Source organism: Streptomyces sp. NPDC007808 (assembly GCF_042868655.1).
Taxonomy (GTDB): domain Bacteria; phylum Actinomycetota; class Actinomycetes; order Streptomycetales; family Streptomycetaceae; genus Streptomyces.
This window is the reverse complement of record NZ_JBIAEQ010000002.1, coordinates 307,025-333,789: the sequence shown is the minus strand read 5'-3', so window position 1 is coordinate 333,789 and position 26,765 is coordinate 307,025. Positions and strand designations below refer to the sequence as shown.

The window sequence follows — 26,765 nt, the reverse complement described above, 5'->3', positions numbered from 1 at the left end:
CGAATTCGCCCGGCCTGGGGAAGCGGAGGGCCCGGCGGCGATGAGGAGGAGTCCGACCATGACCGAGACCAGCGTTCCCTTCCGCGCGGGCCAGGAGGGGTACGCCTCCTTCCGTATCCCCGCCGTCGTCGTCAGCCGCGCGGGCACCGTGCTCGCCTTCTGCGAGGGCCGCGTCGAATCCGCCCGCGACCACGGGCACATCGACATCGTGCTGAAACGGTCGACGGACGGCGGCGTCACCTGGGGACCGCTCCAGGTGGCCGCGGACAACAACTGGCACCTCGCCGGCAACCCCGCCCCCGTCGTCCTCGACACCGGTCGCATCCTGCTCGTCTACATCCGCAACCACGCCGACGCCACCGAGGACGCCATCCGGCGCGGTGAGGTGAGCGACGCGGACGGCAGGCGGGTCTGGGTGCGGTACAGCGACGACGACGGCCGCACCTGGTCGAGTTCGAGGGAGATCACCGCGCAGGTGAAGATGCCGCAATGGCGCTGGTACGCCACCACGCCCGGCCATGCGATCCAGCTGAGCACCGGCCGGGTCGTCGTCCCCGCCAACCACACCGTCCCGCCCGCCGGCGCCGACACCGGCACGGAGCCCCGCTACAACGGCGGCCACTGCCTGCTCAGCGACGACCGCGGCGCCACCTGGCGCATCGGCTACGTCGACGACAACACCGACGGCTACATCAACGTCAACGAGACCACCGCCGCCGAACTGCTCGACGGCCGCGTCTACTTCAACACCCGCAACGACTCCCCGTCCCCCGGCAACCGCGCCGACGCCCACTCGCGGGACGGCGGCCGCACCCTCGTCAAACCCTTCCGTCCGCAGGCCGGACTGTCCGCCCCGATCTGCGAGGCGAGCGTCCTGCAACTGCGCGACCCCGACGTCCTGCTCTTCTCCGGCCCCGCCGACCCGGCCGCCCGTGCCCTGATGACCATCCGCGCCTCCACCGACGGCGGCACCACCTGGCGGCCCGCGTACACGGTGGACGGGCTGCCCGCCGCCTACTCGGACCTCGCGCGGATCGACGCCGAGACCGTCGGACTCCTCTACGAGACCGGCGACTTCGGGCCGTACGAGACCATCACCTTCCGGAGGGTGCCCGTGACGCGGCTCACCTGAGCCCCTGGGGTGGACGGGGCGGACGTAAAGTCGGCCCATGACCTCTACCGACAGTGCACAGCAGTCCACCGGGGAACCGGCGAAGGCGCCCGCGAAGGACCCCTGGGACCTCCCCGACGTCTCCGGGCTCGTCGTCGGCGTGCTCGGCGGGACCGGGCCCCAGGGCAAGGGCCTGGCCTACCGGCTCGCCAAGGCCGGCCAGAAGGTGATCATCGGCTCGCGTGCCGCCGACCGCGCCCGGACCGCGGCAGAGGAGCTCGGGCACGGCGTCGAGGGCGCCGACAACGCCGAGTGCGCGCGGCGCAGCGACATCGTGATCGTCGCCGTGCCGTGGGAGGGGCACGGCAAGACGCTGGAGTCACTGCGCGAGGACCTGGCCGGCAAGCTGGTCGTCGACTGCGTCAACCCGCTCGGCTTCGACAAGAAGGGCGCCTACGCGCTCAAGCCGCAGGAGGGCAGCGCCGCCGAGCAGGCCGCCGCCCTGCTGCCCGAGTCGCGGGTGACGGCCGCCTTCCACCACCTGTCGGCGGTGCTGCTGCAGGACCCGGAGATCGACGAGATCGACACCGATGTGATGGTCCTCGGCGAGGTGCGGGCGGACGTCGAGATCGTCCAGGCGCTGGCCGGCCGCATCCCCGGGATGCGCGGCATCTTCGCGGGCCGGTTGCGCAACGCCCACCAGGTGGAGTCCCTGGTCGCGAACCTGATCTCGGTGAACCGCCGCTACAAGGCACACGCCGGGCTCCGCGTCACGGACGTATGAGGGGATGGGGGACACTGGTCGGTGTAGCAGTGTCCCCCGAAGGAGCCGACCGACATGCCCCGCCTTGGTGTCTATGCCCTGATCGTCTGTGTGCTGGCCGTGGCCGCTGCCGCGGTCTCCTTCGCGCAGGGCAGCTGGCTCGGGATCGTGTGGGTGCTGCTGGCGGGCCTGTCCTCGAACATGGCCTGGTACTACGTCAAGCGCGCCAAGGACGACCGGCGGGGCTCGGCCACCGGCTGATCTCCGTCACGAGAAGCCGTCACGAGGGGGCCGAGCAGTACTCGGCGGTGTCCTGCCAGAAGCGGTAGAGGTCCTCGCCGCAGTAGCGGTCCGGGCCGGACACGCCCAGGCTGTCCAGCACCGTGTGGATCAGCTGGAAGAACTCCCTGTTCACCGCCGGGAGCATGAGCAGCGCGAACACCAGCAGCAGGCCGAACGGCGCGAACGGCTCCACCTGGCGCTTGACGTCGTGCGACAGCCACGGCTCGATCACGCCGTAGCCGTCCAGACCCGGGACCGGCAGGAAGTTCAGGATCGCGGCCGTGACCTGGAGCAGCGCGAGGAAGGCCAGCGCGAACCGGAAATCCGCCGGGACGCCGTCCAGGGCGTCCAGCCAGAACGGGGCCGTGCACACGACGGCGAAGAGCACGTTCGTCAGCGGTCCCGCAGCCGAGATCAGGCTGTGCCGCCAGCGGCCCCGGATCCGGTCGCGCTCGATGAAGACGGCACCGCCGGGCAGGCCGATGCCGCCCATGATCACGAAGATGACGGGCAGCACGATGCTCAGCAGCGCGTGCGTGTACTTCAGCGGGTTGAGTGTGAGATAGCCCTTCGCCCCGACCGAGATGTCACCGCTGTGCAGGGCGGTACGCGCGTGCGCGTACTCGTGCAGGCACAGGGACACGATCCAGGCGGCCGTCACGAACAGGAACACGGCGAGACCGGCCTGCTCGGCGAACCCGGTCCAGGTGGCCCAGCCCGTCACCGCCGTGACGGCCAGGAGCCCCGCGAAGACGGGGCTGATCCGCCGCTCACTGCGGCGGCTGAGGGCGGTGGTCATGAGGAGGGCTCCTGTGGGACGGGACTCGGCCTGCCCGACCGTACCGGGCGCACGGGGAAAACGTCTCGCGGTGGGACGGTGGTTCCGGAGAAGGTGGGGGCATGGGGCTTTGGCATGTGTACTACGCCGACTGGCAGATGGAGTGCTGCGGTACGCCGTTCGCGCTGGGGGACGAGGTGAGCTGGCCGCTGCTGCTCAGTGACGCCGACGACGTGCTGGGCGGCGGCTGGCACGACCAGCTCACCGAGATCGCCGGCCCGGTGCGGGATCTGCCGGGCGACCTCGGAGCCGTGCGGGTCGTGGCCGACGGGACCGGCCTGACGGTCGCCCTGCACGGCCATCCGGTCGACGTCCTCGCCGAGGAGGAGCTCGGCGGCGTACGCCCGGGGGACCGGTACCGTTCGACCGGCCTGCTCACCGTCGAGACCCACGGCGACCCCGAGCTGCCCGAGACACGGGGCTGGGTCCGGGCGATCCAGATCCTCGGCCAGCAGTTCGCCGAGACCCCGCCGGGCTCGGGCACCCGCGAACCCGTCCCCGCGCAACGGTCGCTGCGGTCGGCCCGCGCGTGCCCCAAGTGGTTCCCGGACGCCGCGGCCGGCGTGATCGTCGCCCTGGACGTGCCGGACACGGACTCCCGGCTGTCGTCCGCGATACGCGAGGCCCGGGGCATCCCCGCGGACCGGGCCGGCTCCGAGACGACGGGCCTGCCGCCCGCGGACCTGGCCGCCCTGCTGGAGACACTCAGCACCACCGCAATGCCGTGACCATGCCAGAATCCACCAGAGACAATGGACCCCGTGCGCTATCGCATTCTCGGCACCACCCAGGCACTTCGCCCGGACGGCAGCCCCGTCCCCGTCGGCGGGGCCCGTCTGCGTGCCCTCCTGACCGTGCTGGCGCTGCGGGCCGGCCGGACCGTACCGGCGAGCGTCCTGGTGGCCGAGGTGTGGGACGAGGAGCCTCCGGCCGACGCCGTGGGCGCGCTGCAGGCGCTCGTCGGGCGGCTGCGCAGGGCGCTGGGCGCGGACGCGGTGACCTCGGCGCAGGGCGGGTACCGGCTCGCCGCCGCGCCCGACGACATCGACCTGCACCGCTTCGAGCGCCTCGTCGGCGAGGGCACGCGCGCGCTGGCCGACGGTGACCCCGCCAAGGCGGCCGTCGTCCTCGACGACGCCCTCGCGCTGTGGCGCGGCCCCGCCCTGGCCGACCTCCCGGACCGCACCGCCGAGGCGGCCCGGCACGAGACGCGGCGCCTCGAAGCGCTGCGCGCCCGCCACACCGCCGCCCTCGCCCTCGGACACGCCGAGCAGTCCCTGCCCGAGCTGACCGCCCTGTGCGACACCCACCCCCTGGACGAACCCCTGCAGTCCCTGCGGCTGCGGGCCCTGCGCGACGCGGGGCGCACGGCTCAGGCCCTGGCCGCCTACGAGGACGTACGACGCCTGCTGGCCGACCGGCTCGGCTCCGACCCGGGGCCGCAGCTGCGTGCCCTGCACGGCGAGTTGCTCCGGTCCACGGGTGAAGCGCCCGGGCAGGGGCCGGGCCCGCGCACCGGCCCGTGGCCCGACGGCTCACCCAGGGCGTCGGACGCGGCCCGGGACAGCCACGGCGCCCCGCCACGCGCCGACGCCGACAGGGGCCCGCACCGCCCGGCCCACGGAACCGGCGGCACGCACCGGCATCGCGCGCCGGCCGGGCCCGGCACCGCGAGCCACCCCACCGCACCCCCTCCGGCCCCCCTCCGGCCCCCCGGCAACCTCCGCGCCCGCCTCACCTCCTTCGTCGGCCGGGAGACGGACCTCGAAGCCATCCGCGGTGACCTCACCTCGGCGCGCCTGGTGACCCTCCTCGGCCCCGGCGGAGCCGGGAAGACACGGTTGTCGCAGGAGGTCGCCGAGAGCGTGCGGGACGCCGCCCCGGACGGGGTGTGGCTGGCCGAGCTCGCCCCCGTGGACGACCCCAAGGCCGTACCGGAGGCCGTACTCACCGCCGTCGGCGCCCGGGAGACCGTGCTGTACGGCGCCGGGGCCGAGGCCATGCGGGCCGGATCCGACCGGCACGACGCCGTCGAGCGGCTGGCCGAGCACTGCGGCAGGCGCCGCATGCTGCTCATCCTCGACAACTGCGAGCACGTCGTGGCGGCCGCCGCCCACCTGGTGGCGGAGCTGCTGGAACGCTGCCCGACCCTGACGGTGCTCGCCACCAGCCGCGAACCGCTCGGCGTACCGGGGGAGTTGCTGCGGCCGGTCGAGCCGCTGCCGGAGCCGGTCGCGCTGCGGCTGCTCGCCGACCGGGGCGCGGCGGCCAGGCCCGGGTTCCGGATCGGGGACGACCCGCAGGCGTGCGCCGAGATCTGCCGGCGGCTCGACGGACTGCCGCTGGCCATCGAACTCGCCGCCGCCCGTCTGCGCATGCTGACACCGCGCCAGATCGCCGACCGGCTCGACGACCGCTTCCAGCTCCTGACCTCGGGCAGCCGTACCGTCCTGCCCCGGCAGCAGACCCTGCGGGCGGTCGTCGACTGGTCCTGGGACCTGCTGGACGAGGACGAGCGGGACGTGCTGCGGCGGCTGTCGGTCTTCTCGGGCGGATGCGAGCTCGCCGCCGCCGAGGCGGTGTGCGGGCCCGGCGCGCTCGAGGCGCTCGGATCGCTCGTCGACAAGTCCTTGGTCGTGGCCACGCCTTCGGCGGACGCGGGGGGCGGCGGCGGTATGCGCTACCGGCTGCTGGAGACCGTCGCCGAATACGCGGGCGAGCGCCTCGACGAGGCCGGTGAGCGGACCGAGGCCGAGCGCGCCCACCTGACGTACTATCGCGAACTCGCCCGCACCACCGACCCGTTGCTGCGCAGCCGTGACCAACTGGCCGCCATCGAGAGGCTGGAGCGCGAGAGCGAGAACATCCGCGCCGCCCTGCAGCACGCCGTCGCCGCACGCGACGAGCAGGAGGCGCTGTGCCTGGTGCTGTCGATGGCCTGGTACTGGCAGATGCGCGACCTGCGGACCCTCGCCCGCGGCTGGTCCAGTGAGGTCCAGTTGCTCGGCCCGGACCCCTTCGCCGGCCCGGCCCGGACCGCGTCCCCCATGTGGGAGCGCTGCACGGCCACCCCGCCGCCCTGGACGGGGGAGGTCCTCGACGAGGCCCGGCGTGGTGTGCACCTCGTGCACCTCGCCTGCATGGACACCGAGCTGGAAGCCTGGCAGACCCCCCAGGCGCAGCGGAAGCTGCGCGTCATCGCGCAGACCTACGAGCCCGGACTGCCGCAGACGTGCCGCTCGCCCGGTTACCTGTGGTTCTTCGCCGTGCTGCTCACCGGTGACATCGAGCGGGTGCGCACGATCATCGACGCCGCCGTCGACACCTGCCGCAACGTGCCCGGTTACGAGTGGGACCTCGCGGCCAATCTGCACATGCGGGCCAACATGCTCGCCAACCGCAGCGACTGGCCCGGTGACGCCACCCGTGACGCCGACGAGTCGCTGGAGATCTACGGCCGCCTCGGCGACCTGTGGGGCATCGCCGAGGGGCTCGCCGCGCGTGCCGAGGCGCACGAGCGCAGGGGGCGCTACCGGGCGGCCGCGGCCGACTTCCGGGCCGCGATCGAGCACGCCGAACGCCTGGGCGCCCGTGCCCAGATGGGCATCCTCAGCGCCCGGCTCGGCAGCGCCCTGATCGAGGCGGGCGAAGCCGAGGAGGGCGAGCGCCTGCTCCGCGAGATCATCGACCAGGACGGCGGCTCGTTCGACCAGGCGATGCCGTTCGCCCGGCTCATCCTGGCCGGGTGGCTCGGCATGACCGACCGCGTCCCCGAGGCGCACGAGCAGCTGCGGCTGCTGCGTGACAAGTTCAAGATCGCCTACTTCGTCATCTTCGACGCCTTCATCCTCGGCGCCGAGGCCTGGCTCCAGGCGGTCGAAGGCCACCACGTGCAGGCGCTGGACACGGTCAGGCGGGCGCTGGAACGCGCCGAGGACCCCCTCTCGGAGGCCATCGCTCCGCAGATGCGCTCCGCGTACCTGACCACCGCCGCGTACGCCCTCGCCCGCGTCGACGGCGGCAGCCGCGCGCGGGACGCCGCCCGCTGCCTCGGTGCCGCCGCCGCGCTGCTGCCGCCCCGGCACGTCGCCTCCGGCCAGGAGCGCGAGGTACGGCGACGGGCGGTGGAGCGCACCCGAGCCGTGCTCGGTGAGGCGGCCTACGAGGCGGCGTACGCGGAGGGCGGCGGCCTGTCCGCGCAGGAGGCCGCCGCCCTCATCTGACGTCGGGCGAGCGTCAGTTCTTCGTACGGAACTTGTGGATCGCGATCGGCGCCATGACCGCGGTGAGCCCCACCGACCAGGCGACGGTCACCCACAGGTCGTGCGCGACGGGGCCGCCCACCATCAGCCCGCGTGCGGCGTCTGCGAGCGAGGACAGCGGGTTGACGTCGGTGAAGGACTGCAGCCAGCCCGGCATCGACTCGGTCGGCGCGAAGATCGACGACCCGAACTGGAGCGGCATCAGCACCAGGAAGCCCAGTCCCTGCACGGACTGCGCGCTCTTCAGCACCACACCGAGGGTGAGGAAGACCCACATCAGTGCCGAGCCGAACAGCGCGGCCAGCGCCACCGCGGCGAGCAACCCGACCCAGTCGGTGATGTCGAAGCCGACCAGAACGCCGACGACCAGCATGATCGTGGTCGCGACCAGCATCCGCAGCAGCTCCACCGCGATCTTGGCGAAGAGCACCGAGCCCCGCCCGATCGGCAGGGACCGGAAGCGGTCCATGACGCCGGTGTTGAAGTCCTCGTTGAACCCGGTCCCGACCGACATGGCCATGCTCATGCCCATCATGGCCATCATCCCGGGCACGACGTACTGCACGTACCGGTCCTGACCGCCGCCGAGCGCCTGCCCGATCGACCCGCCGAAGACGTACACGAACAGCAGGGTGAACACGATCGGCATCAGGATCGCGTCGAACATCGACTCCGGGTTCTGCCGGACCCACAGCAGGTTGCGGCGGACGAGCGCACCGGTGTGCCGCAGATGCGACCGCAGGGGGATGCGGGCGTCATGGGTGTCGACGGTTGTCATGGCGCTCATACGGCGACCTCCTCGCGGGCGTCGGCGGGCCGGGCGTCCTGCGGGGCACTGGCGCGGTGGCCGGTGAGCGACAGGAACACCTCGTCCAGACTGGGCAGTTCGGTGGTGATGGAGGCGAGCGTGACGCCGCGCGCGGTGATGGCGCCGACGATCGCGGTGAGCTGCTCGTCGCTGAGGACCGGGACCAGCAGCGTGCCCGTCTCGTCGTCCACGGTGGTGGTGGCGAGCCCGGTGATGCCGAGCTCGTCCAGGTGCTGGGCGAGGGAGCGCAGCTGGAGGGCGTCGGCCGGCCGGACGCGCAGGGTGCGCCCGCCGACCTTGGCCTTGAGCTCCTCGATGCCGCCGCCCGCGATGACCTTGCCCCGGTCGACGACGGTCAGCTCGGAGGCGAGCTGCTCGGCCTCCTCCATGTACTGGGTGGTCAGCAGCACGGTGACACCGCCTCCGACCATGGCCTTGACCTCGTTCCACACCTCGTTGCGGGTGCGCGGGTCGAGCCCGGTGGTCGGCTCGTCGAGGAAGAGGACGCTGGGCCGTCCGATCATGGAGGCCGCGAGGTCCAGCCGCCGCCGCATACCGCCGGAGTACGTCCCCGCCGGCCGCTTGGCCGCCTCGGTCAGCGAGAACCGCTCCAGCAGCTCGTCGGCACGCGCGCGCGCCTCCTTGCGGGGCAGGTCGAGCAGCCGCCCGATGAGGTACAGGTTCTCCCACCCGGGGAGCTTCTCGTCCACGGAGGCGTACTGGCCGGTCAGCCCGATCACCCGGCGCAGCTGCCGGGGCTGGCGCACCACGTCGTACCCGGCGACGGTCGCCCGACCGGCGTCCGGGGCCAGCAGGGTGGACAGGATCCGTACGAGGGTGGTCTTCCCGGCCCCGTTCGGTCCGAGCACACCCATCACGGTGCCCTCGCGCACATCCAGGTCCACGCCGTCCAGGGCCTTGGTCTCGCCGTAGTGCTTGACCAACCCCCGTACGGAGACGGCGGTGCCCACGCCGTCGGGGTTCATGTCGGTTCGCGTCATGCCCACGACGGTGTCAGAGGGCACCGACAAACGACCGACAGATCACCGACACGGCCTACGGACCGCCGACGGCGCACACGCCGAGGGGGCGCCCGGTGATCACCGGACGCCCCCTCGCGCACGGGCGGGGCTCACCGCCGCACGGTCTCGGCCTGCTGCGGAACGTGCCCCGCGACCACGCGCTCCCGCCCGGTCGGCGCAGCGAACCGGCGCCGGTCCACCGCGTGAGCGGCGCCGGCGACACCCAGCCCGAGCACGGCCAGCGCGGCCCCGGCCAGGGCGGGGGACGTCACACCGAAGCCGGCGGCGAGGGCGAGGCCGCCGATCCAGGCGCCGCCCGCGTTCGCCAGGTTGAAGGCGGCCTGGTTGGCGGAGGAGGCGAGGGACGGGGCGCCGGCCGCCTTCTCCATGACCATCAGCTGCAGCGGGGAGCCGGTGGCGAACGCGGCCGTGCCCAGCAGGGTCACCGCCAGGGCGGCGCCCCACGCAGTGCTCATCAGCAGCGGGAAGAGAGCCAGTACGACGGCCAGCGCGACCAGGCCGCCGAACAGCGTCCCGCGCATCGCGTGGTCCGCCAGACGGCCGCCCAGCAGGTTGCCCACGGTCGCGCCGACGCCGAACAGTGCCAGCAGCAGGGTCACGTCGGCGCCCGCGTACCCGGCGGAGTCGGTCAGCATGGGCGTGACGTAGCTGTACGCGGCGAAGAGCGCGCCGAAGCCGGCGACCGTGGTGCCGAGCGCCAGCCAGACCGGCAGGGAGCGCAGGGCGGCCAGTTCGCCGCGCAGTCCGGCGGCCGGAGCGGCGTGCGCCTCGGCGCGCGGGATCAGCAGCGCCAGCGACGCCATCGCGGCCAGGCCGATCGCGCTCACACCGAGGAACGCCGCCCGCCAGCCGAGGTGCTGGCCCAGCAGGGTCGCGACCGGCACGCCCGCGACGTTGGCGACGGTCAGGCCCAGGAACATCAGCGACACGGAGCGGGCCTTGCGCTCCGGCGCGACCATGCTCGTCGCCACGACCGCGCCGACGCCGAAGAAGGCGCCGTGCGGCAGGCCGCTGAGGAAGCGGGCGGCCACGAGCCAGTGGTAGTCGGGGGCGAACGCGGAGAGCGCGTTGCCGGCGAGGAACAGGCCCATCAGACCGATCAGGACGGTACGGCGGGGCAGGTGGGCGGTGACCGCGGCCAGCAGCGGGGCGCCGATCACGACGCCGAGCGCGTACGCCGAGACCAGGTGCCCGGCGGTCGGGATCGAGACACCCAGGTCGTTCGCGACCTCGGGCAGGAGGCCCATCATCACGAACTCGGTCGTACCTATGCCGAAGGCGCCGACGGCCAGGGCGAGCAGGGCCAGGGGCATGCGAGAAGCCTGTGCCTTTCAGGGGGTCGAGAGCGGTGTTCCGTACGGGGAAGTCCTTGGTCGGACTCCGTATGTTCAAGTACGGAACAAAGTCTCTCAGGCGCGGTATTCCGCCCGTCGTCCAGAAGGGTGCGCACAGCCGTCCGGACGTCCCTGACCAGGGCCTTTCAGGAGGTGGATGTGTCGACCCTCACACGGGCCGCCACCGGCAGATGGTCGCTCCCCGTCTCCGGCAGCGTCCACGAGCTCACCGGCTCGATGCCCTTGACCATGATCTGGTCGATTCGTGCCATGGGGAACGACGCCGGCCAGCTGAACCCCATCCCGCTGCCCGAGGCGCCCTGCGTGGAGCGCATCTGGGCGGTGACGGCGTTGAGCGCGCGGTCGTTCATCGTGCCGTTGAGGTCGCCGAGCAGGACGACCTTCCCGATGGGCTCATGGGCGATGGCCTCGCCCAGCGCGTTGGCGCTCTTGTCGCGCTGGCGGGCGGTGAACCCGGCCTCCATCTTCACGCGCACCGACGGCAGATGGGCGACGTAGACCGCGACCTGCCCGGCCGGCGTCCGCACCGTGGCCCGCATGGCACGGATCCAGCCCAGCTCGATGTTGACCGGCTGGACACCGGTCAGCGGGTACTTGCTCCACAGCCCCACGGTGCCCTGCACCGAGTGGTACCGGTACGTCGAGGCCAGCGCCTTCTCGTACGTCGGCACCGCCGAGGCGGTCAGCTCCTCCAGGGCCACCACGTCCGCGCCGGACGCCGCCACGTCCCGGGCGGTGCCGGACGGGTCGGCGTTGTCGGCGTTGACGTTGTGGGTGGCCACCGTGAGGTCGCCGCCACCGCCGGTCTTGTCGGTGAGCTGCCCGCCGAAGAGGTTCAGCCACACGATCGCCGGGATCAGCACGGCGATGAGAGCCGTCGCCGACCTGCGCAGGAGAGCCACCAGGAGCAGCACCGGGACGAACAGGCCGAGCCAGGGCAGGAACGTCTCTGTCAGGCTGCCGAGGTTGCCGATCCGGTTCGGGATCTGCGCGTGCAGCAGCATCACCAGCGCGAGGACCACCGCGAGGACCGCCACCACGACGCCGCGCCGCCAGATCCGCGGGTCACCGCGCCAGCCGGCGGCGAAACCGTTCAGGCGGTCCTTCAGGCGCCGCAGGCCGGGTGCTTGGCGCTCGGGCCCCGAGTCACCGTTGTCCGTCCCCGTCACGTACGCCTGCTGCGCCATACCGTCGCCTCACTACCTGCCGTGCACACCGTCGTCCCCCCGCGCCCACAGAAACCCTAGGGGATGATCGGCCTCGTTCCTGCCGTACCCATGACGGCCGTACGGGGGCGAGGACGTACAAGTCGCCTTCGGGAGTTCCGATCGCGGCGGGGGAAAGCGCGCTCTGTGACGAAACGCGCACATTCGATCTACGGGGTGGGTGAACTGACGGGCCGTAGGCCTTCGAGCACGGCGTCGACCATCTGCTCCGACAGCCCTTCCGGCAGGTCGGCCTCCGGGCGCATGACGGCACGCACCAGCATCGGTCCGAAGATCATGTCGTTCATCACGTCCACATCGATGTCCGTGCGCAGTTCGCCGTTCTCCTGCCCGCGACGCAGGATCGCGTGCTGGTTGCGGCGCCGCGGCTCCACGACGGCCGCGTGATAGGCGTCCCAGATCCTCGGGCTGCTCTTCATCTGGGCGATGACGTTGTGCAGCAGCGCCGAGGAGCGGGTCATCAGGCCGCGCCTGCGCAACTGCTCCATCAGCACCACGAGATCGTCGCGCATCGAGGTGCCGGGCAGTTCGGGGTCCGGGGGTTCGGCGGCCCGCACGACGTCGACGAAGAGCTCCTCCTTGCCGCTCCAGCGGCGGTAGATGGTGGCCTTGCCGACACCCGCGGTACGGGCGATGCGCTCGATGGACAGCTCCGCGAGCGGCACACCGTCCTCCAGCAGCTTCAGGACGCCCTCCGTGATGGCCCGCTCCACGGCCTCGCTGCGGGGGCGGCCCCGGGCGGGGCCGTCGTGCCGGGGGTGGCTGTCGGCGAGGCTCACTGGGTGTCGGTCCTTTCCGTGGGCTGTGCCGATTCTCCCTCGCGGACGACCCCGGTGCGCACGAAGCGCGCGAGGCGCGTCCGCCGCTCCGTGCCGGGCGACCTACTCCGCCGCCGCCAACTCCCGCGCCGGCTCGCCCTCCTGAGGTGCCGTCGGCCTCCCCGGCAGGAACAGCGCCACGACCACCGCGCCGAGCACCGCGACGCCCGCTCCCCACAGCGCCGTGACGTGCATGGCGTGCAGGAAGGCGTCGTGGGCCGGGCCGACGAGGGCCTCGCCGCGCGCGCCGAGCCGGTCCGCGGCACCGAGCGTGGCCTCGACGGACTCGCCCGCCGTGTGCCTGAGGCCCTCCGGCAGCACCGTGAGCCGGTCCTCGACGCCGCCCCGGTACGCCGTCGACAGGACCGAGCCCAGCACGGCGATGCCGAGTGCGCCGCCGACCTGGCGGAAGGTGTTGCTGAGCGCGGAGGCGGAGCCCGCCTTCTCACGGGGCAGGGCCTGCATGATGACGACGCTCAGCGGCGTCATGATGTGCGCCATGGCGGCGCCCATGAGGAAGAACACGACTTCCAGCAGCCAGATCGGGGTGTCCGCCTCGAACGCGGCGAAGGCGGCCAGGGTGGCGGCGATCAGCAGCATGGCGCCGGTGGTCGTGGCCCGGTTGCCGAAGCGGTCGACGACGAGCCGGGCGCGCGGGGCGAAGACCATCTGGGCGGCGGCGAGCGGCAGCATCAGCAGGCCGGTCTCCAGGGGCGAGTAGCCGCGCACGCTCTGCGTGTAGAAGACCGAGAAGAAGGTCACGCCCATGAGGGCGAAGAACACCAGCGCGATGACGCCCACCGCGGCCGAGAACACCTTGTTCTTGAAGTACGTGACGTCGATGGACGGATGGTCGCTGCGCTTCTCGAAGACGACGAAGACGACGAGGACCGCGAGTCCGGCGGCGATGGTCGCGAGCACCGTCGCGTCCGTGAAGTCGGCGAGCTGGCCGCCCTTGATGATGCCGTACACCAGCAGCACCAGGCCGACGACGCAGAGCACGACGCCGACAGGGTCGAGGCGGCCGGGGTTCGGATCACGGGAGTCGGGGACCAGCCACAGCATCAGCGCGAGCGCGAGCAGCACGATCGGCACGTTGATCAGGAAGACCGAGCCCCACCAGAAGTGGTCGAGGAGGACACCGCCGGTGATGGGCCCGATGGCGATGGCGAGCCCGACGCCGCCGGCCCAGATGCCGATGGCCTTGGGCTGCTCCTCCCGCTCGAAGACGTTCATGAGGACGGCGAGGGTGGCCGGCATGACGAACGCGGCGCCGAGTCCCATCACCGCGCGGAAGGCGATGAGCTCGCCGGGCGAGCCGGAGAAGGCGGCCAGGGCGGAGCCGACGCCGAACACCGCGAGCCCTGCCAGCAGCACCTTCTTGCGGCCGAGCCGGTCGCCGAGGAGGCCGGCGCTGAACAGCAGCCCGGCGAAGACGAGGGTGTAGGAGTTGATCGCCCACTCGATCTCGCCCTGGGTGGTGCCCAGGCCGGTCGGGGCGGGGGTCGAGATGGTCTTGACGGCGACGTTCAGGATCGAGTTGTCGAGGACGACGATCAGCAGGCTGAGCATCAGCACGCCGAGGATCGCCCAGCGGCGCCGGTGCACCGCCTCCGGTATGCGTGGGCCGGGGTCGGGGGCGGGAGGAGTCATGCCGTCGAGGGTAGGGGATTTACGATACGAGGACGTCTCGTATCGTAAAGTTTTGCCGAGACCTTACGCGCGGGGTGAACTCACATCAGAGGGCCTGGCCCTGACTGGCACGAGGTGCCACCATGGAGGGGAGTCCGGGGACGCCGTCAGGGCGCCTCGAGATGACATGAAGGAGCCGTTGCAATGACGCAGCTTTCGGCTGCCCAGACGCCTCAGGCGAAGCCCTCCGACGGCAGCAAGGCGCTGTACGGGGGGAAGGGCACCCGCCGCATCACCGTCCGCGACATCGCCCTCGCCAAGGAGCGGGGCGAGAAGTGGCCCATGCTCACCGCCTACGACGCGATGACCGCGTCCGTCTTCGACGAGGCCGGCATCCCGGTGATGCTCGTCGGCGACTCGGCGGGCAACTGCCACCTCGGCTACGACACGACCGTCCCCGTCACGCTCGACGAGATGACCATGCTCTCGGCGGCCGTCGTACGCGGTACCTCCCGCGCCCTGATCGTCGGCGACCTGCCGTTCGGCTCGTACCAGGAGGGCCCGGTGCAGGCGCTGCGCTCGGCGACCCGGCTGGTGAAGGAAGCCGGCGTGGGAGCCGTGAAGCTGGAGGGCGGCGAGCGGTCCCACGAGCAGATCCGGCTCCTGGTCGAGTCCGGCATCCCGGTCATGGCCCACATCGGCCTGACCCCGCAGTCCGTCAACGCCATGGGCTACCGCGTCCAGGGCCGCGGCGAGGAGGCCGCGGCCCAGCTGCTGCGGGACGCCAAGGCGGTCCAGGACGCGGGCGCCTTCGCGGTGGTCCTGGAACTGGTCCCCGCCGAGCTGGCGGCCGAGGTGACCCGGGTGCTGCACATCCCGACGGTCGGGATCGGCGCGGGACCGGAGACGGACGCCCAGGTCCTGGTCTGGACGGACATGCTGGGACTGACCGGCGGCCGGGTCCCCAAGTTCGTCAAGCAGTACGCCGACCTGCGTGAGGTCATGGGCAACGCGGCGAAGGCGTTCGCGCAGGACGTGGTCGGTGGAACGTTCCCGCAGGAGGAGCACTCCGTCCACTGAGCCCGGCGAGCCGGCCCCCTGAACCACTGCGGCACCACAGCGCCCCGCCGATCTTCCCCCGTCGGCGGGGCGCCCCTTTTCAGCAGTCCGGCCTTCCAGCAGCCCTGCCTACGAGCGGACCGGCCGGGCGTTTGCGGTGGCTACGGACGCGGCTTCGCGCCCCGCTCCGCCAGCATGTCCTTCATCAGCTCGATCTCCGAACGCTGGCCGTTCACCATGTCCTGCGCGAGCCTCTTCTCCACGCCGACCGCGCACTTGTCGACGCAGCCCTCGGCCATGTGGATGCCGCCCTTGTGGTGGTCCGTCATCAACTGCAGGAAGAAGACCTCCGCCTTCCTGCCGTCGAGGCCCGCCAGCTTCTTCATCTCCGCGTCGGTCGCCATGCCCGGCATCAGCGAGCCGTCCCCGGCGGAGGGCATGTCCCCCATGCCCATCCAGGTCATGGGCGCGTCGGACGACACCTTGGGCAGCGCCCACAGATCCAGCCAGCCCAGCAGCATGCCGCGCTGGTTGGCCTGCGTCTGCGCGATGTCGTACGCCAGGCGCCGCACCTCCTCGTCGTCGGTGCGGTCGCGCACCACGTACGACATCTCCACGGCCTGCTGATGGTGCACCGCCATGTCCCGCGCGAACCCGGCGTCCGCCGAGTCGGCGCCCGGCGTCGTGCTCGAACCGCCGTCCCCGGCGACGGCGTAGGTGATCGCGCCGGCCGCGACGAGCACGGCCGCCGCGGTCCCGGCGACCCACCCGAGGTGCTGCCTCACTCCGACAGACCACCCGTGCACGGCGCGCCCTTCTCGGGCGTCTGCGCGCCCTGGACGTACGTCTCGAAGAACTTGCCCACGTTCGGGTCGTCCGCGCCCGTCACCGTGCGCTGGTGTCCCCACGCGCTGAGCATGATCGGGTCCTTCTGCTTCTCGTCCGGGCTCATCAGCGTGTACGGCGTCCGCTCGACCTTGGCCGCCAGCGCCGCGACATCCGCCTTCGACGCCTTGCTGGTGTACGTCACCCACACCGCGCCGTGCTCCATCGAGTGCACGGCGTTCTCGTTCCTGAGTTCCTCGGTGTAGACGTCACCGTCGCAGTTCATCCAGGCCCGGTGGTGGTCGCCGCCGACCGGGGGCTCCATCGGGTACGTCACGTCCGTCTCGACGTGGGTGCTCGTGAGCGTGCCCTTCCAGGTCTTCACACCGTCCTCGCCGGTGACGAACTTCCCGGAGGTCTTCTTCTCGCCCTTGTCGGACTGCGACGCGGACTGCGCCTTGTCGCCGTCGTCGGACTGCGACCGGACGAGGACGACACCGCCGACGACGAGACCGGCGACGACCACCGCACTGGCCGCGACGGTCAGGATGCGGGCGCGGCGCGCACGGGCCTGCTCGGCACGCCGCATCTCCTCTATCCGTGCCTTGCGATCCGCGCTGTTCTTGTTCTTGGCCGAGCCCATGAGTGGTGTCCTTCGGGGGGAAAGGGACGGTCGGGTCCGCTGATCGTAATGGGGAAGGGGCGACCGTTCGTAGGGAGCAGACGCACCCACGGATATTTGGAACCCATGATGCGCATTATCTACGCTGCCGTCATGCGGCTTCTGCGCTCCACGGACCTGGCACTGCGGCTCCTCATGCGGCTCGCGGTGCTGGGTGACGCCACACCGACGACCCGTGAGGTCGCGGCGGACATGGAGGTGCCGTACACGCATGCCGCCAAGGTCGTCGCCGAGTTGCAGCACATGGGCCTGGTGGACGCCCGGCGGGGCCGGGGCGGCGGGCTGACCCTCAGTGCCGCGGGCCGCGGGGCATCGGTCGGCGCGGTCGTGCGGGCCTTCGAAGGGGACGGCGACGTCGTCGACTGCGAGGGGGAGAACCCCTGTCCGCTGCACTCCGGGTGCCGGCTGCGCGGCGCGCTGCGGCGGGCCCAGGAGGCCTTCTACGCCTCGCTGGACCCGCTGACGGTGGCCGACGTGACCGCGGACCCCACCGGGCCGCTGCTGCTCCAGATCGGCCGGATGCCCTGACCCGGGGCGGCTCAGCCCTCCTGCGCCAGCCAGAGGTCAGGCCCGAACACCTCGTAGTGGATGTCGGCCGCCGCCACGCCCTTGCCGATCAGCTGTGCCCGCACCGCCCGCATGAAGGGCAGCGGCCCGCACAGGTACGCGCGCGTGCCCGGCGGTACGGCGATGCCGGCGAGGTCGACCAGGCCGGTGCGGTGGGACTCCTCGGCGGCGTCGGTCTCGTACCAGAAGTGCACCGAGGCGTCCGCGAGCTTCTCGGCGTAGGCCTCGTGGTCGGCGCGCAGAGCATGCTCGGCGGGGGAGCGGTCGCCGTGCACGACGACCACCGGGCCCTGGTGCCCGGCGTCCGCGAGCTGTCCCAGCATGGCGACGATCGGGGTCACGCCGATGCCGGCGGAGGCCAGGAGCAGCGGGGCGTCGGTGGCGAGGTCACCGAGCACGAGATCGCCGTACGGCGCCGACAGGCGCAGCCGGTCGCCGGCCGCCACGCGCGCGTGGAGGTGGTTGGAGACCTCGCCGTCGGGCGCCGAGCCGCCCCGCACCCGCTTCACGCTGATCTGGCGGACGGCTGAGCCCGGCGCGGCCGAGAGGCTGTACTGGCGTATCTGACGGGCGCCGTCCGCCAGCTCGACCTGTACGGAGACGTACTGGCCCGCGCGGAAGTCGGGCGCGGGGCGGCCGTCGGCCGGACGCAGCCGGAAAGTGGCGACGTCGGCGGTCTCCTCGACGCGGGCGACGACCTCCCACTCCTGCCATCCGCCCCCGCCGCGCTCCTCGTACAGCCGCCTCTCGATCGCGACCAGCGCGTTCGCCATCAGCCAGTAGACCTCGTCCCACGCGGCGGCCACCTCAGCGGTGACGGCCTCGCCGAGCACGTCGGCGATGGCGGCGAACAGGTGCTCGTGCACGAGCGCGTACTGCTCGGCCGTGACGCCCAGCGAGGCGTGCTTGTGGGCGATACGGCCGAGCATGGCGTCGGGCCGCTCGTCGGGGTGGTCCAGGAGGTACGTAGCGAACGCGGCGATCGAGCCCGCGAGGGCCTGCCGCTGGGTGCCGGCCGCCTGGTTGCCCCGGTTGAACAGATCGCGCAGCAGCTCGGGGCGGGCGGCGAACAGCCCCGCGTAGAAGCGCTCGGTGATCTCGGCGAGGGACGCTCCGACGGCGGGGAGGGTGGCGCGGACGACGGCGGCGGACTGCTCGGACAGCATCAGGGCTCCTTGGATCGGGAAGGGCGGCTCGGGGGTGGTCGCCCCTCACCATTAAAACTTGCATCCAAGATGCAAATTAAAGCGGGGTGGGTCCCATGGGACCGGGCGTTACGGATGTCGGCCCGAGCAGGCAAGATGGGCGGCAGAGCAGTTCACGTGCACCATGGCGGGACACCTGCCGTACGCCGGGCGTTCAGCCCGGGGTCGCCTCGACGATCAAGGTGCGCAACGCGCCTGAAATGGTGTTGTGGTGGGATGCTCAGGTGCCCGACCGCCTCCCGCAGCACCGGATACAGGCGGCCTGACCAGCAAGGATGGGGAAGCGGAAGATGGACAAGCAGCAGGAGTTCGTACTCCGGACCTTGGAGGAGCGCGACATCCGGTTCGTACGCCTGTGGTTCACGGACGTGCTGGGCTTCCTCAAGTCCGTGGCCGTGGCCCCCGCCGAGCTGGAGCAGGCCTTCGACGAGGGCATCGGCTTCGACGGCTCGGCGATCGAGGGCTTCGCCCGCGTATACGAGTCCGACATGATCGCCAAGCCGGACCCGTCGACCTTCCAGATCCTTCCCTGGCGCGCCGAGGCCCCCGGCACGGCCCGGATGTTCTGCGACATCCTCATGCCGGACGGCTCCCCGTCCTTCGCGGACCCGCGCTACGTCCTCAAGCGCGCCCTGGCCCGCACCTCCGACCTGGGCTTCACCTTCTACACGCACCCCGAGATCGAGTTCTTCCTCCTGAAGGACCGCCCTCTCGACGGCTCGCGTCCCACCCCCGCCGACAACTCCGGCTACTTCGACCACACCCCGCAGAACATCGGCATGGACTTCCGCCGCCAGGCGATCACCATGCTGGAGTCGATGGGCATCTCGGTCGAGTTCTCCCACCACGAGGGCGCCCCGGGCCAGCAGGAGATCGACCTGCGCTACGCCGACGCGCTGTCCACGGCGGACAACATCATGACGTTCCGCCTGGTCATGAAGCAGGTGGCGCTGGAGCAGGGGGTCCAGGCGACGTTCATGCCGAAGCCCTTCTCGGAACACCCGGGCTCGGGCATGCACACGCACCTCTCGCTCTTCGAGGGCGACCGCAACGCGTTCTACGAGTCGGGGGCCGAGTACCAGCTCTCCAAGGTCGGCCGCTCCTTCATCGCGGGGCTGCTGCGGCACGCGGCGGAGATCTCCGCCGTCACCAACCAGTGGGTGAACTCCTACAAGCGCATCTGGGGCGGCTCCGAGCGCACCGCGGGCGCCGGCGGCGAGGCCCCCTCGTACATCTGCTGGGGCCACAACAACCGCTCGGCCCTGGTCCGCGTCCCGATGTACAAGCCCGGCAAGACGGGCTCGGCACGGGTCGAGGTCCGCTCGCTGGACTCCGGCGCGAACCCTTACCTGGCGTACGCGCTCCTGCTCGCCGCCGGCCTCAAGGGCATCGAGGAGGGCTACGAGCTGCCTCCGGGCGCCGAGGACGACGTCTGGGCGCTGTCCAACGCCGAGCGCCGCGCGTTGGGCATCGAGCCGCTGCCCCAGAACCTCGGCGAGGCCCTGACCCTCATGGAGGGCAGCGACCTGGTCGCCGAGACCCTGGGGGAGCACGTCTTCGACTTCTTCCTGCGCAACAAGAAGAGCGAGTGGGAGGAGTACCGCAGCGAGGTCACCGCGTTCGAGCTGCGGAAGAACCTGCCGGTGCTGTAGGCGCAGGTCAGAGGAGTTGTCCCGCTGATTCGACGGGTAGGGTCGACGGTCCGCGACCGTCGGCCCTATGGCGTCTTCACTGAGTCTGGGCCGTCTCTGGGCCGTCCGGCGCCGGATCGATGGAGGCTGAGTCCTGCTCGTTGTCCAAAGGTGGGCACCGTGAGTGGTGGATCCTGAACCCGGCAGGGCATGAAGTGGCTGCTGCCCCACGGAGCAGCAGCCACTTCATGCCGCGCTAGCGAGCGCAGCCTGGAAGAGGGCGAGCTATGCTCGCCCTCGGAGGAGCTACTGGGGCAGAAGCCCCAGTAGCTGAGTGGCCCTGGTCGTGTAGTCCTCTGCTTGCCGGCTTGGTGGCTACACGGTCAGGGCCGCAATCGCTGGAAATTCCCAGACGATGACGCGGATGATCAAATGGACGACTACTGCTGCTAGCAGGCCGATCCCAAGATCACGCCAGAAGCGACCCATCTCGACTCCTTTCTCTGTCCAGATATCGGGTAGGTCGTGATCAACTGGAGTTCTACATCGGGATCACCTCCCCATGGTGTCGGCTTCGCGCAGATTACCCTTGCTGGGATTTTTAGCGCGATCCTGGTCGCGATGCCCGTGCGCATCGGCTTCGGTGGATCCTACCCCGCGTAGCGAGAAGTCGATACTGCCATCTATGCCCTGACCAGCGGTTTCACTCCGAACGGGACCCCCCGGAATGAGAGTGCCAGGGCAAGATGAGCGACCGACATAATGTCGGTCGTGGCGACAGGAATGGGACGCCTCCGTCTCCCCAGCCACCTGGACTTACTCGTCATCTCGTCGATTTCCGCCCGGACTTCTTCGCGATGTGCTGAGCCGCTCAGAGGTAATCCGTGAAAGAACTTCACCCTCCTGGTCACCTTCTCCGTCACCTGTCAGGTTCGGGGCGGAGGCGCCGACATTGTCCTACGGGCCACTGAGGCCCTCGTACAGGTCGTCCACGGCCGTCCGGACCCGTGCGTCGCTACTCGGCATGAGGTGCGTGTAGACCCGGAGCGTGAATCCCGGATCGTTGTGTCCGAGGTAGTGACTCAGTGCTTTGATGTTCTCGCCCGCATCCAGCAGGACCGAGGCGTAGAAGTGCCTGAGGGCGTGCATGCCGTGTTCGCGAGCCGCCTGATACCTCTCGCCCGGCCTCGGTTCGGGGATCACCCCGGCCGCGACGAGAGCGGGCTTCCACTCACGATCGTTAAAGTCGGTCCGCCGAACCGCCCCCGTGCCATCGAGACGGGTGAAGAGGAGTCGCCGGGTTACAAGCGGGCCGTCCAACCGGAGCCATGGCAATGTAACTGCTACCGGGGGGAAAGCCTCAATGTGCTGTTTTAGGCTGTGTGCCACGTGGTCGGCCATTGGGACATCGCGCAGTTTGTCGCGCTTCGGCGGAGCGAACACGAGACCGCCCTTTGTGACCTTCACCTGATTAACGATGTGCAGCCACCCAGAGTCAAAGTCGATCTCGTCCTCGGAAAGCCCGAAGATTTCGCCTTGGCGGAGTCCGGATCCTGCTCCGAGATCGACCGTCGCGCGGTAGCGGTCTCGCAGCGCTGCCCGAACAGCGAATACGCGCCGGGCCGTCCACGGCACAACGCGGCCGTTGCCCGCAGCAGGGGGCCGTACGGATTGCGCGTGGCAGGGGTTCTTGGGCAGATGGCCATCGTCGACGGCTGCGTTGAGAATCGTCGACACGTTGTTGTAGATCACGCGCCGGTAGGACGAAGCCGGTACGGCCCGCTCCAATTTGCTGAGCCAGCCTCGGATGTGCTCCGGCTTGAAGGAGCCGAGCGGTCGCGAGCCGAGATAGGGGATCGCATGGCCACGGATCGCGGACTCGACTGACTCTCGTGTGGTTATGCCGGTGACCTGCGTGCTCAACCACTTCTCGGCGTACTGCCGGAACGTCACCCGGCTGGCAGCGGGGTCGATGTACTGGCCGCGAGACATGTCGGCCTCAATGTGGGCAAGCCACTGGTCGGCCAGTCGCTTCTGTCCGTCGTGGAATGACTTGCTCTTCTCGGTGCCGTCCGGTCCGATGTACCGGGCGCGGTAGCGCATACCCGTGCCGTAGCGATCAGTGCGTACCCGGTTGGGCTTCCCGGTGGCGTCGATTTCCGTCTTGTACCAGCGGTCTTGGATGTGGCCTGCCATGCGGCGGTGGTCCCTTCTCGACGTGCAGCAGGGAGGGCCGTCGGTAGCGGCTCTCCCTGCTGTGTCTGGCTTGCGTTGGGTCAGGCGGCTTCGCGGCCGACGGCTTTGCACTCGGTGACGTAGATGCGTACGTCGGCGGGGTCGTAGCGGACGTACTTGCCGATGCGGAAGCCGGGCGGGCCGGTCCGCTTCTTGCGCCACTGGTAGACGGTCTCTTTCGGCACCTCGAAGATCTCGGCGATGTCGTCGGGGGTGAGGTACCGGTCCGGGAGGCCGCCTCGGAGGGTGGCGCGGGGGTCGGGATCTGTCGGCTGTGCCATAGGGACTCCAAACGGGGAGGGCATGGCCGCGTGTGTCCGAGGTTCGGATTTCTGCGTCACAGCGTCACCTGCGTCATCCAGTCCTCTGACCTGTGGTTTTGCGTGACGCAGGGCGCGCGGGGTGCGTCACGGGTGACGCAGGCTGTCCGTCACGCGTGACGCTGTGACGCAGGCGTGACGCAGAATTCGCCGTCTGCGTCACGCCCGTCTGTGCAGGTCACGGGGTGGTTTTCATGATCGCGTGACGCTGTGACGCAGCGCTTCCCTACTTAGGAAAAAAGGGGGGGCTGTTGGTGGTGTGGTGCGGCTCAGGACGTGAAGAAGGAGCCGCTGCGCGGCACGTCCAGCGCAGGGCGGCGGCCGCCGCCGAACAGCAAGAGGAGCACCCATGGCGCGGGGGTGCTCCTCTTGATTGTGCGGTCAGGAGCCAGCGAAGCGCTGCTGTTCGTGCGCGGGCGGGGCCGGTTGGCGGGTCATGACGATGTAGCGGCCCTCTCGGGTGCGGCCGAAGTCGATGAGGACGCCACGGGCCGCCAGGGTCGGTTGAAGCCGCTTGAGGCGGTCAGAGAGCACTTTGCCGGTGGTCGGCCAGCCTTTGGGCAGTGGGCGCAAGTCGTCCCCGATGTAGACGCCGCTGAGGCAGTTCAGCCACTGCGTGGACGTCATCTGCTGCTCGGCTCCCGCTTCCATGCCGCCTGCGTGCTGCAACACGGTCTGTGCCAGAAGGTCGCCCTCGATGACGTCGTCGTTCAGGTCGTCCAGGCTGGCCCGGTACGCGGCCAGTGCCCCGAGGCCGGTTGCCGCGTCGAGCTGCGCGCACAGGTGCGCGAAGTCCGCCATGCGCAGGTCGGTCGGTGTCTCCGCCTGCGCTGCCCTCACCTTCACCGTCAGGTCCAGCAGGGAACCGAGAACGACCGGCAGGATCTCCGCGTACTCCGCCCACAGTTCCGCCTCGGTGCGCCGCACCCGGGGCCGTACGAGACGGAGTGGGAGGAGGCGTTCGGCGAGGTCGGGGCGGATGACGCCCACGTCGATACCAGTCAGAAGCATGGGGCGCCGGTAGCGGGACCGGACGACGTCGCCGTCGGTGAACAGCGCGCGCTTGATGCTCTCGGCGCCGGTGACGATGCAGCACATGAGGTCGGACAGGTCCGGGGACAGGTGAGAGAGGTTGTCCAGGGCGGTCACCCAACCGGCTGCCACGGCCGTGATCATGTTCTCCTCGTCCTTCGGCGCCCGCCGCAGATCACCGCTCATCCCCTCGATGATCCGCACCAGCATGCGGCCGCCGGTGGACTTGCCCGCGCCTTGGGGGCCGGTGAGGAACGGGGCTGGCACGGGCACGGACGGCTCCAAGCAGCCGATCAGCCAGGCGATGGCCAGGCACTCGGTCTCGGCGCCGGCGAAGTTGCACAGGCGGAGCAGGAGGTCGATGCCTTTGCCGTCGGTGTCCTTGGCGGGCAGGGGGAGTTCGCCGGTGAGCTGGGTGCGCCGCCAGCACACTTCCTGCGGGTCGGGGACGGCGATGTCCCAGCCGCTGGGTTGGATACGGACGGACGTGCCGTCGTCGCGGCCGAGGTCGAGCCAGGTCGCGCCGTCGAACCCGGGGGCGACGCGGATGTGGGTGGGCTGTACGTCCTCGGTCAGTGCGAGTGCTTCGATCAAGTCGAGCGCCTCCTTGAGCGCGGTCCCGTTGAAGACGCCCAGTCCGTCCCTGAACAGGCCGACCATGAGTTCCTGGCGGTGGCTGCCGGTGGTGCCCTGGGAGCGGATCGGGCGGGCGACGGGGTGGCCGTTGCGCTGCGCGTACACGGTCCCGTCGACGGTGCGGAAGTAGCGGAAATGCGCTTGCGCGTAGTCGGTGATGACCTGCCGTGCTGGGTTCTTTTCGTCCTCGGACATGGCTACATCCCCAGGGCGGTGAGGGCGTTGGTCCACGCGTCGGTGCAGTGCCGCGGGGTCTCGCCCTTGGTCTGAGCGGCGGTGAACAGTCGCGCGACGTGGGCGTCGGTGAGGCAGCCGCACCGGCCGTGCGTCGACAGCACGGCGAGGAACGTCCGGTAGACGGTCGTGTGGATCGCGCTGCGGGCTTCGGTGATGCGCTGCTCGGCCATGGCGATGCCACGTTCCAGGTAGGCGGGCGTGCGGTGGTGGCACTCCCCGGCTCCGGTCGGTGCGGACACCGTTATGGTGTGCTGCGCCGGCCGGAGCGTGGAAGGCTCCTTCACGGCGAGCGCAAGGACAGCGTCCGGCAACTCCGCCATGGCGCCGGTGCCGGGACCGAGCCAACGGACATAGGACATCGTGGACTTGATGTCCACGCCGGGCCGGACGGCGTTCACGGATCGCATGGCGCCTTGGTAGATCCAGTGTTCGCCGCGCGTGGTGGCCACGGTCCGGGTGGCGGGCAGGGTCTCGCGGGCCCATGCGACGGCCGCGGCGTTGTCGAGGTCGACCACGGTCAGTGCGGCGCCCCCCGGGTGGTAGGCGACGGCCGCGCTCTGCCTCCACGCCAGGGCCCATGCGGGTGAGGTGAGGACGCTCGGGTCGGTGGTGGCGGCGGCCCACGCGTGGCATGGGGCGGGGCAGTGGCAAGGGCCCGCGGTCTTCATGTTCGGCCGCCCGCCGCAGGCACCGTCCGTGCATGCGCGGCAGTTCCCGAAGGGGACCTTGCCGTGCCGGAGGGGCAGCGGTGGTACGCCGGCCGCCGCGAGTTCGAGGGCGATGCGAAGGTGTGTGCGTGCCGTTGGGCTCTCGCCGACAACGTGCAGTTGGGGCATGCTGGAGGTCTCCTGCTCTCTTGGAGGGACTGGAGAACCGGGGCGGGCGCAGGCCTTGTGGTGAGACGGCGCCCGCCTCGGGCGTGTCTAGGCGATGTCCAGGGCGAGCTGGGCCGGACCGGGCTCCGAGGCTTCGGGCGCGGCGGCGAGCAGCGTGCGGTAGGCGAGTGCGGCTTGGTGGATTACGACGCCGTTGCCGAGGATCTTGAGCTGATCGGAGCGGGACAGTCCCAGCCCCGGATCGGTCACCCAGCCCGGGGCTGCGCCCATCATCCATTCCACGAACGCCGGGGACAGCCGGCGGTTGCCCTTGGTGCCCGCCTCGGTCGGCTCCGGCGCGGTCCGTCCCAGCACCTGCTCCCAGCGGCGGATGGCGGGCCCGTAGTCGGTGCCGTTGGTGGCCACCCACCGGCCGTCAAGGCGCACGGCCTGGCCGGGCAGGTAGTAGTGCCCTGCGGCGTCGCGCTGGTTCGGGCCGCCGTGAGGCCCGTCGGATGCCTTGGGGGTGGGCAGCAGGTTGACCACCACCTCGTTCAGCGGACGGGAGTTGACCCCGATCAGGTTGGAGGAGCCGGACTTCCAGTCGCGGGCCGCGGGGGTGGGCAGCAGGGTGACGGCGGTGCGCAGGTTCATGCCGTCCTGCCGCTTGGGCGAGAGTCCGGGGCCGCCGGTGCCGTCGGCGGCGGCCGGGGTGGGCAGCAGCCTCAAGCTTCGGTCGGGGGCAGCAAGAAGACCACTTCGTCCTCCAGCGTGGGCCCGTGCCCGCCCGCCTTGCGCTTGTCCGGGTGCTGCGGGCCGCCGTTCTTGCCGAGCTGTGAGGTGGGGGTCTTCAGCAGCGGGATACGCGACGGCGAACCAGCGGTCGCGGCGGTGGCAGGCTCCGACTTCGGGATCTCCAGCGCGTAGGCACATCCACCGCGCGTCGTACCCGATCGCGGCCAGGTCGGCGGCGACGACATCGAGCCCTCGGCTTCGCAGAGCGGCGACGTTTTCCAGGAACACAAGTCGGGGTCGAAGGTGGCGAACGGCTTGGGCGATGGTTTTCCAGAGTCCGGAGCGGTCACCGGCGATCCCTCCCCGAGGTCCGGCGTTGGAAATGTCCTGGCACGGGAAGCCGGCGGTCAGCGCCGCCGGGCGCGGCTGTGTGGCGGCCATCGCCGCCCAGTCGACGGCGGTGATGTCACCGAGGTTGCGGGCGTGGGGCAGACGTGCGGCCAGCAGTTTCGAGGCGGCAGGGTCCTTCTCGCCGACTAGGACCGCGGGCAGGCCGGTGACGGCTTCCACGGCCTGGTCCAGCGCGCCGGATCCGGTGCACAGGCTGATGTTGCCGCCCTCCGGCGGCACGACGCTGGGATGGGTCAT

The 26,765-nt window shown here is 70.9% G+C and carries 23 protein-coding genes and 1 pseudogene; 8 read left to right on the top strand and 16 right to left on the bottom strand.

Annotated elements, in window-relative coordinates; genetic code table 11:
- Positions 1-58 precede the first annotated feature (58 nt).
- From ACFYNL_RS07710 to ACFYNL_RS07700, 3 genes are read left to right on the top strand one after another with little or no spacing between them, the layout of a single operon-like run.
- Positions 59-1,132, top strand: a complete 1,074-nt coding sequence (locus ACFYNL_RS07710) for an exo-alpha-sialidase (protein ID WP_388798268.1) — start codon at positions 59-61, stop codon at positions 1,130-1,132.
- 37 nt (positions 1,133-1,169) lie between these two features.
- Positions 1,170-1,895: an NADPH-dependent F420 reductase gene (gene npdG / locus ACFYNL_RS07705; protein WP_388798265.1), complete on the top strand. Its 726-nt coding sequence runs from the start codon at positions 1,170-1,172 to the stop codon at positions 1,893-1,895.
- Positions 1,896-1,949: 54 nt separating this feature from the next.
- On the top strand, positions 1,950-2,135 hold the full coding sequence (locus ACFYNL_RS07700; RefSeq protein WP_388798262.1) for a hypothetical protein: 186 nt from the start codon (positions 1,950-1,952) through the stop codon (positions 2,133-2,135).
- A 19-nt stretch (positions 2,136-2,154) separates the two neighbouring features.
- Here the strand turns inward: ACFYNL_RS07700 and ACFYNL_RS07695 are convergent, their stop codons facing one another.
- Positions 2,155-2,955, bottom strand: coding sequence for a site-2 protease family protein (locus tag ACFYNL_RS07695; RefSeq protein WP_388798259.1), 801 nt, complete (start codon positions 2,953-2,955; stop codon positions 2,155-2,157).
- A 101-nt stretch (positions 2,956-3,056) separates the two neighbouring features.
- Between ACFYNL_RS07695 and ACFYNL_RS07690 the strand changes: the two genes are divergently transcribed.
- Together ACFYNL_RS07690 and ACFYNL_RS07685 are read left to right on the top strand one after the other, a co-directional pair.
- Positions 3,057-3,722 (top strand): DUF6578 domain-containing protein, encoded by a 666-nt coding sequence (locus tag ACFYNL_RS07690; protein ID WP_388798256.1) that lies wholly within the window; start codon positions 3,057-3,059, stop codon positions 3,720-3,722.
- A gap of 24 nt (positions 3,723-3,746) precedes the next feature.
- A complete protein-coding gene (locus ACFYNL_RS07685; RefSeq protein ID WP_388798253.1) occupies positions 3,747-7,217 on the top strand; it encodes a BTAD domain-containing putative transcriptional regulator in 3,471 nt (1,156 codons plus the stop codon).
- A gap of 13 nt (positions 7,218-7,230) precedes the next feature.
- On the opposite strand, the gene ACFYNL_RS07680 is transcribed toward ACFYNL_RS07685, so the two are convergent.
- From ACFYNL_RS07680 to ACFYNL_RS07655, 6 genes are all read right to left on the bottom strand, one after another.
- A complete protein-coding gene (locus tag ACFYNL_RS07680) occupies positions 7,231-8,043 on the bottom strand; it encodes an ABC transporter permease (protein WP_388798250.1) in 813 nt (270 codons plus the stop codon).
- The gene (locus ACFYNL_RS07675) at positions 8,040-9,065 is read right to left on the bottom strand and encodes an ATP-binding cassette domain-containing protein (RefSeq protein ID WP_388798247.1); all 1,026 of its coding nucleotides are present in this window, start codon (positions 9,063-9,065) and stop codon (positions 8,040-8,042) included. Before ACFYNL_RS07675 ends, ACFYNL_RS07680 begins: the two co-directional genes overlap by 4 nt.
- 131 nt (positions 9,066-9,196) lie before the next feature.
- Positions 9,197-10,420, bottom strand: a complete 1,224-nt coding sequence (locus ACFYNL_RS07670; protein WP_388798244.1) for an MFS transporter — start codon at positions 10,418-10,420, stop codon at positions 9,197-9,199.
- A gap of 167 nt (positions 10,421-10,587) precedes the next feature.
- A complete protein-coding gene (locus ACFYNL_RS07665; RefSeq protein ID WP_388798240.1) occupies positions 10,588-11,649 on the bottom strand; it encodes an endonuclease/exonuclease/phosphatase family protein in 1,062 nt (353 codons plus the stop codon).
- A 188-nt stretch (positions 11,650-11,837) separates the two neighbouring features.
- Positions 11,838-12,467: a TetR/AcrR family transcriptional regulator gene (locus ACFYNL_RS07660; protein ID WP_388798237.1), complete on the bottom strand. Its 630-nt coding sequence runs from the start codon at positions 12,465-12,467 to the stop codon at positions 11,838-11,840.
- Between the two features lie 102 nt (positions 12,468-12,569).
- Positions 12,570-14,159: an MFS transporter gene (locus tag ACFYNL_RS07655; protein WP_388798234.1), complete on the bottom strand. Its 1,590-nt coding sequence runs from the start codon at positions 14,157-14,159 to the stop codon at positions 12,570-12,572.
- A 183-nt stretch (positions 14,160-14,342) separates the two neighbouring features.
- Between ACFYNL_RS07655 and panB the strand changes: the two genes are divergently transcribed.
- Positions 14,343-15,218, top strand: coding sequence for a 3-methyl-2-oxobutanoate hydroxymethyltransferase (gene panB / locus ACFYNL_RS07650; RefSeq protein ID WP_388798231.1), 876 nt, complete (start codon positions 14,343-14,345; stop codon positions 15,216-15,218).
- Positions 15,219-15,358: 140 nt separating this feature from the next.
- Here the strand turns inward: panB and ACFYNL_RS07645 are convergent, their stop codons facing one another.
- Together ACFYNL_RS07645 and ACFYNL_RS07640 are read right to left on the bottom strand one after the other, a co-directional pair.
- On the bottom strand, positions 15,359-15,982 hold the full coding sequence (locus ACFYNL_RS07645) for a DUF305 domain-containing protein (RefSeq protein ID WP_388798228.1): 624 nt from the start codon (positions 15,980-15,982) through the stop codon (positions 15,359-15,361).
- Positions 15,979-16,665, bottom strand: a complete 687-nt coding sequence (locus tag ACFYNL_RS07640) for a DUF3105 domain-containing protein (protein ID WP_388798225.1) — start codon at positions 16,663-16,665, stop codon at positions 15,979-15,981. Before ACFYNL_RS07640 ends, ACFYNL_RS07645 begins: the two co-directional genes overlap by 4 nt.
- 132 nt (positions 16,666-16,797) lie before the next feature.
- Between ACFYNL_RS07640 and ACFYNL_RS07635 the strand changes: the two genes are divergently transcribed.
- On the top strand, positions 16,798-17,232 hold the full coding sequence (locus ACFYNL_RS07635; protein ID WP_388798222.1) for an RrF2 family transcriptional regulator: 435 nt from the start codon (positions 16,798-16,800) through the stop codon (positions 17,230-17,232).
- 11 nt (positions 17,233-17,243) lie between these two features.
- On the opposite strand, the gene ACFYNL_RS07630 is transcribed toward ACFYNL_RS07635, so the two are convergent.
- Positions 17,244-18,437: a globin domain-containing protein gene (locus ACFYNL_RS07630; RefSeq protein WP_388798219.1), complete on the bottom strand. Its 1,194-nt coding sequence runs from the start codon at positions 18,435-18,437 to the stop codon at positions 17,244-17,246.
- 329 nt (positions 18,438-18,766) lie between these two features.
- On the opposite strand from ACFYNL_RS07630, the gene glnA reads away from it, so the two are divergent.
- Positions 18,767-20,128, top strand: a complete 1,362-nt coding sequence (glnA, locus tag ACFYNL_RS07625) for a type I glutamate--ammonia ligase (RefSeq protein WP_388798216.1) — start codon at positions 18,767-18,769, stop codon at positions 20,126-20,128.
- Between the two features lie 936 nt (positions 20,129-21,064).
- Here glnA and ACFYNL_RS07620 read toward each other — a convergent pair.
- The 6 genes and pseudogenes from ACFYNL_RS07620 to ACFYNL_RS07595 all read right to left on the bottom strand — a co-directional run.
- Positions 21,065-22,303 (bottom strand): tyrosine-type recombinase/integrase, encoded by a 1,239-nt coding sequence (locus ACFYNL_RS07620; RefSeq protein WP_388798213.1) that lies wholly within the window; start codon positions 22,301-22,303, stop codon positions 21,065-21,067.
- Positions 22,304-22,383: 80 nt separating this feature from the next.
- Entirely contained in the window at positions 22,384-22,623 is a 240-nt protein-coding gene (locus tag ACFYNL_RS07615; RefSeq protein ID WP_388798210.1) for a helix-turn-helix transcriptional regulator, read from the bottom strand.
- 420 nt (positions 22,624-23,043) lie between these two features.
- On the bottom strand, positions 23,044-24,525 hold the full coding sequence (locus ACFYNL_RS07610; RefSeq protein WP_388798207.1) for an ATP-binding protein: 1,482 nt from the start codon (positions 24,523-24,525) through the stop codon (positions 23,044-23,046).
- A gap of 2 nt (positions 24,526-24,527) precedes the next feature.
- Entirely contained in the window at positions 24,528-25,403 is an 876-nt protein-coding gene (locus ACFYNL_RS07605) for a bifunctional DNA primase/polymerase (protein ID WP_388798205.1), read from the bottom strand.
- Between the two features lie 87 nt (positions 25,404-25,490).
- On the bottom strand, positions 25,491-26,111 hold the full coding sequence (locus ACFYNL_RS07600; protein WP_388800658.1) for a hypothetical protein: 621 nt from the start codon (positions 26,109-26,111) through the stop codon (positions 25,491-25,493).
- Between the two features lie 174 nt (positions 26,112-26,285).
- Positions 26,286-26,765 (bottom strand): annotated as a pseudogene (locus ACFYNL_RS07595) (DNA cytosine methyltransferase); the annotation flags it as partial.

Coding starts and splice junctions, on each gene's coding strand:
- ACFYNL_RS07710 (WP_388798268.1), top strand. CDS start 59: ATGACCGAGACCAGCGTTCCCTTCCGCGCGGGCCAGGAGGGGTACGCC.
- npdG (WP_388798265.1), top strand. CDS start 1,170: ATGACCTCTACCGACAGTGCACAGCAGTCCACCGGGGAACCGGCGAAG.
- ACFYNL_RS07700 (WP_388798262.1), top strand. CDS start 1,950: ATGCCCCGCCTTGGTGTCTATGCCCTGATCGTCTGTGTGCTGGCCGTG.
- ACFYNL_RS07695 (WP_388798259.1), bottom strand. CDS start 2,955: ATGACCACCGCCCTCAGCCGCCGCAGTGAGCGGCGGATCAGCCCCGTC.
- ACFYNL_RS07690 (WP_388798256.1), top strand. CDS start 3,057: ATGGGGCTTTGGCATGTGTACTACGCCGACTGGCAGATGGAGTGCTGC.
- ACFYNL_RS07685 (WP_388798253.1), top strand. CDS start 3,747: ATGGACCCCGTGCGCTATCGCATTCTCGGCACCACCCAGGCACTTCGC.
- ACFYNL_RS07680 (WP_388798250.1), bottom strand. CDS start 8,043: ATGAGCGCCATGACAACCGTCGACACCCATGACGCCCGCATCCCCCTG.
- ACFYNL_RS07675 (WP_388798247.1), bottom strand. CDS start 9,065: ATGACGCGAACCGACATGAACCCCGACGGCGTGGGCACCGCCGTCTCC.
- ACFYNL_RS07670 (WP_388798244.1), bottom strand. CDS start 10,420: ATGCCCCTGGCCCTGCTCGCCCTGGCCGTCGGCGCCTTCGGCATAGGT.
- ACFYNL_RS07665 (WP_388798240.1), bottom strand. CDS start 11,649: ATGGCGCAGCAGGCGTACGTGACGGGGACGGACAACGGTGACTCGGGG.
- ACFYNL_RS07655 (WP_388798234.1), bottom strand. CDS start 14,159: ATGACTCCTCCCGCCCCCGACCCCGGCCCACGCATACCGGAGGCGGTG.
- panB (WP_388798231.1), top strand. CDS start 14,343: ATGACGCAGCTTTCGGCTGCCCAGACGCCTCAGGCGAAGCCCTCCGAC.
- ACFYNL_RS07640 (WP_388798225.1), bottom strand. CDS start 16,665: ATGGGCTCGGCCAAGAACAAGAACAGCGCGGATCGCAAGGCACGGATA.
- ACFYNL_RS07635 (WP_388798222.1), top strand. CDS start 16,798: ATGCGGCTTCTGCGCTCCACGGACCTGGCACTGCGGCTCCTCATGCGG.
- ACFYNL_RS07630 (WP_388798219.1), bottom strand. CDS start 18,437: ATGCTGTCCGAGCAGTCCGCCGCCGTCGTCCGCGCCACCCTCCCCGCC.
- glnA (WP_388798216.1), top strand. CDS start 18,767: ATGGACAAGCAGCAGGAGTTCGTACTCCGGACCTTGGAGGAGCGCGAC.
- ACFYNL_RS07620 (WP_388798213.1), bottom strand. CDS start 22,303: ATGGCAGGCCACATCCAAGACCGCTGGTACAAGACGGAAATCGACGCC.
- ACFYNL_RS07615 (WP_388798210.1), bottom strand. CDS start 22,623: ATGGCACAGCCGACAGATCCCGACCCCCGCGCCACCCTCCGAGGCGGC.
- ACFYNL_RS07610 (WP_388798207.1), bottom strand. CDS start 24,525: ATGTCCGAGGACGAAAAGAACCCAGCACGGCAGGTCATCACCGACTAC.
- ACFYNL_RS07605 (WP_388798205.1), bottom strand. CDS start 25,403: ATGCCCCAACTGCACGTTGTCGGCGAGAGCCCAACGGCACGCACACAC.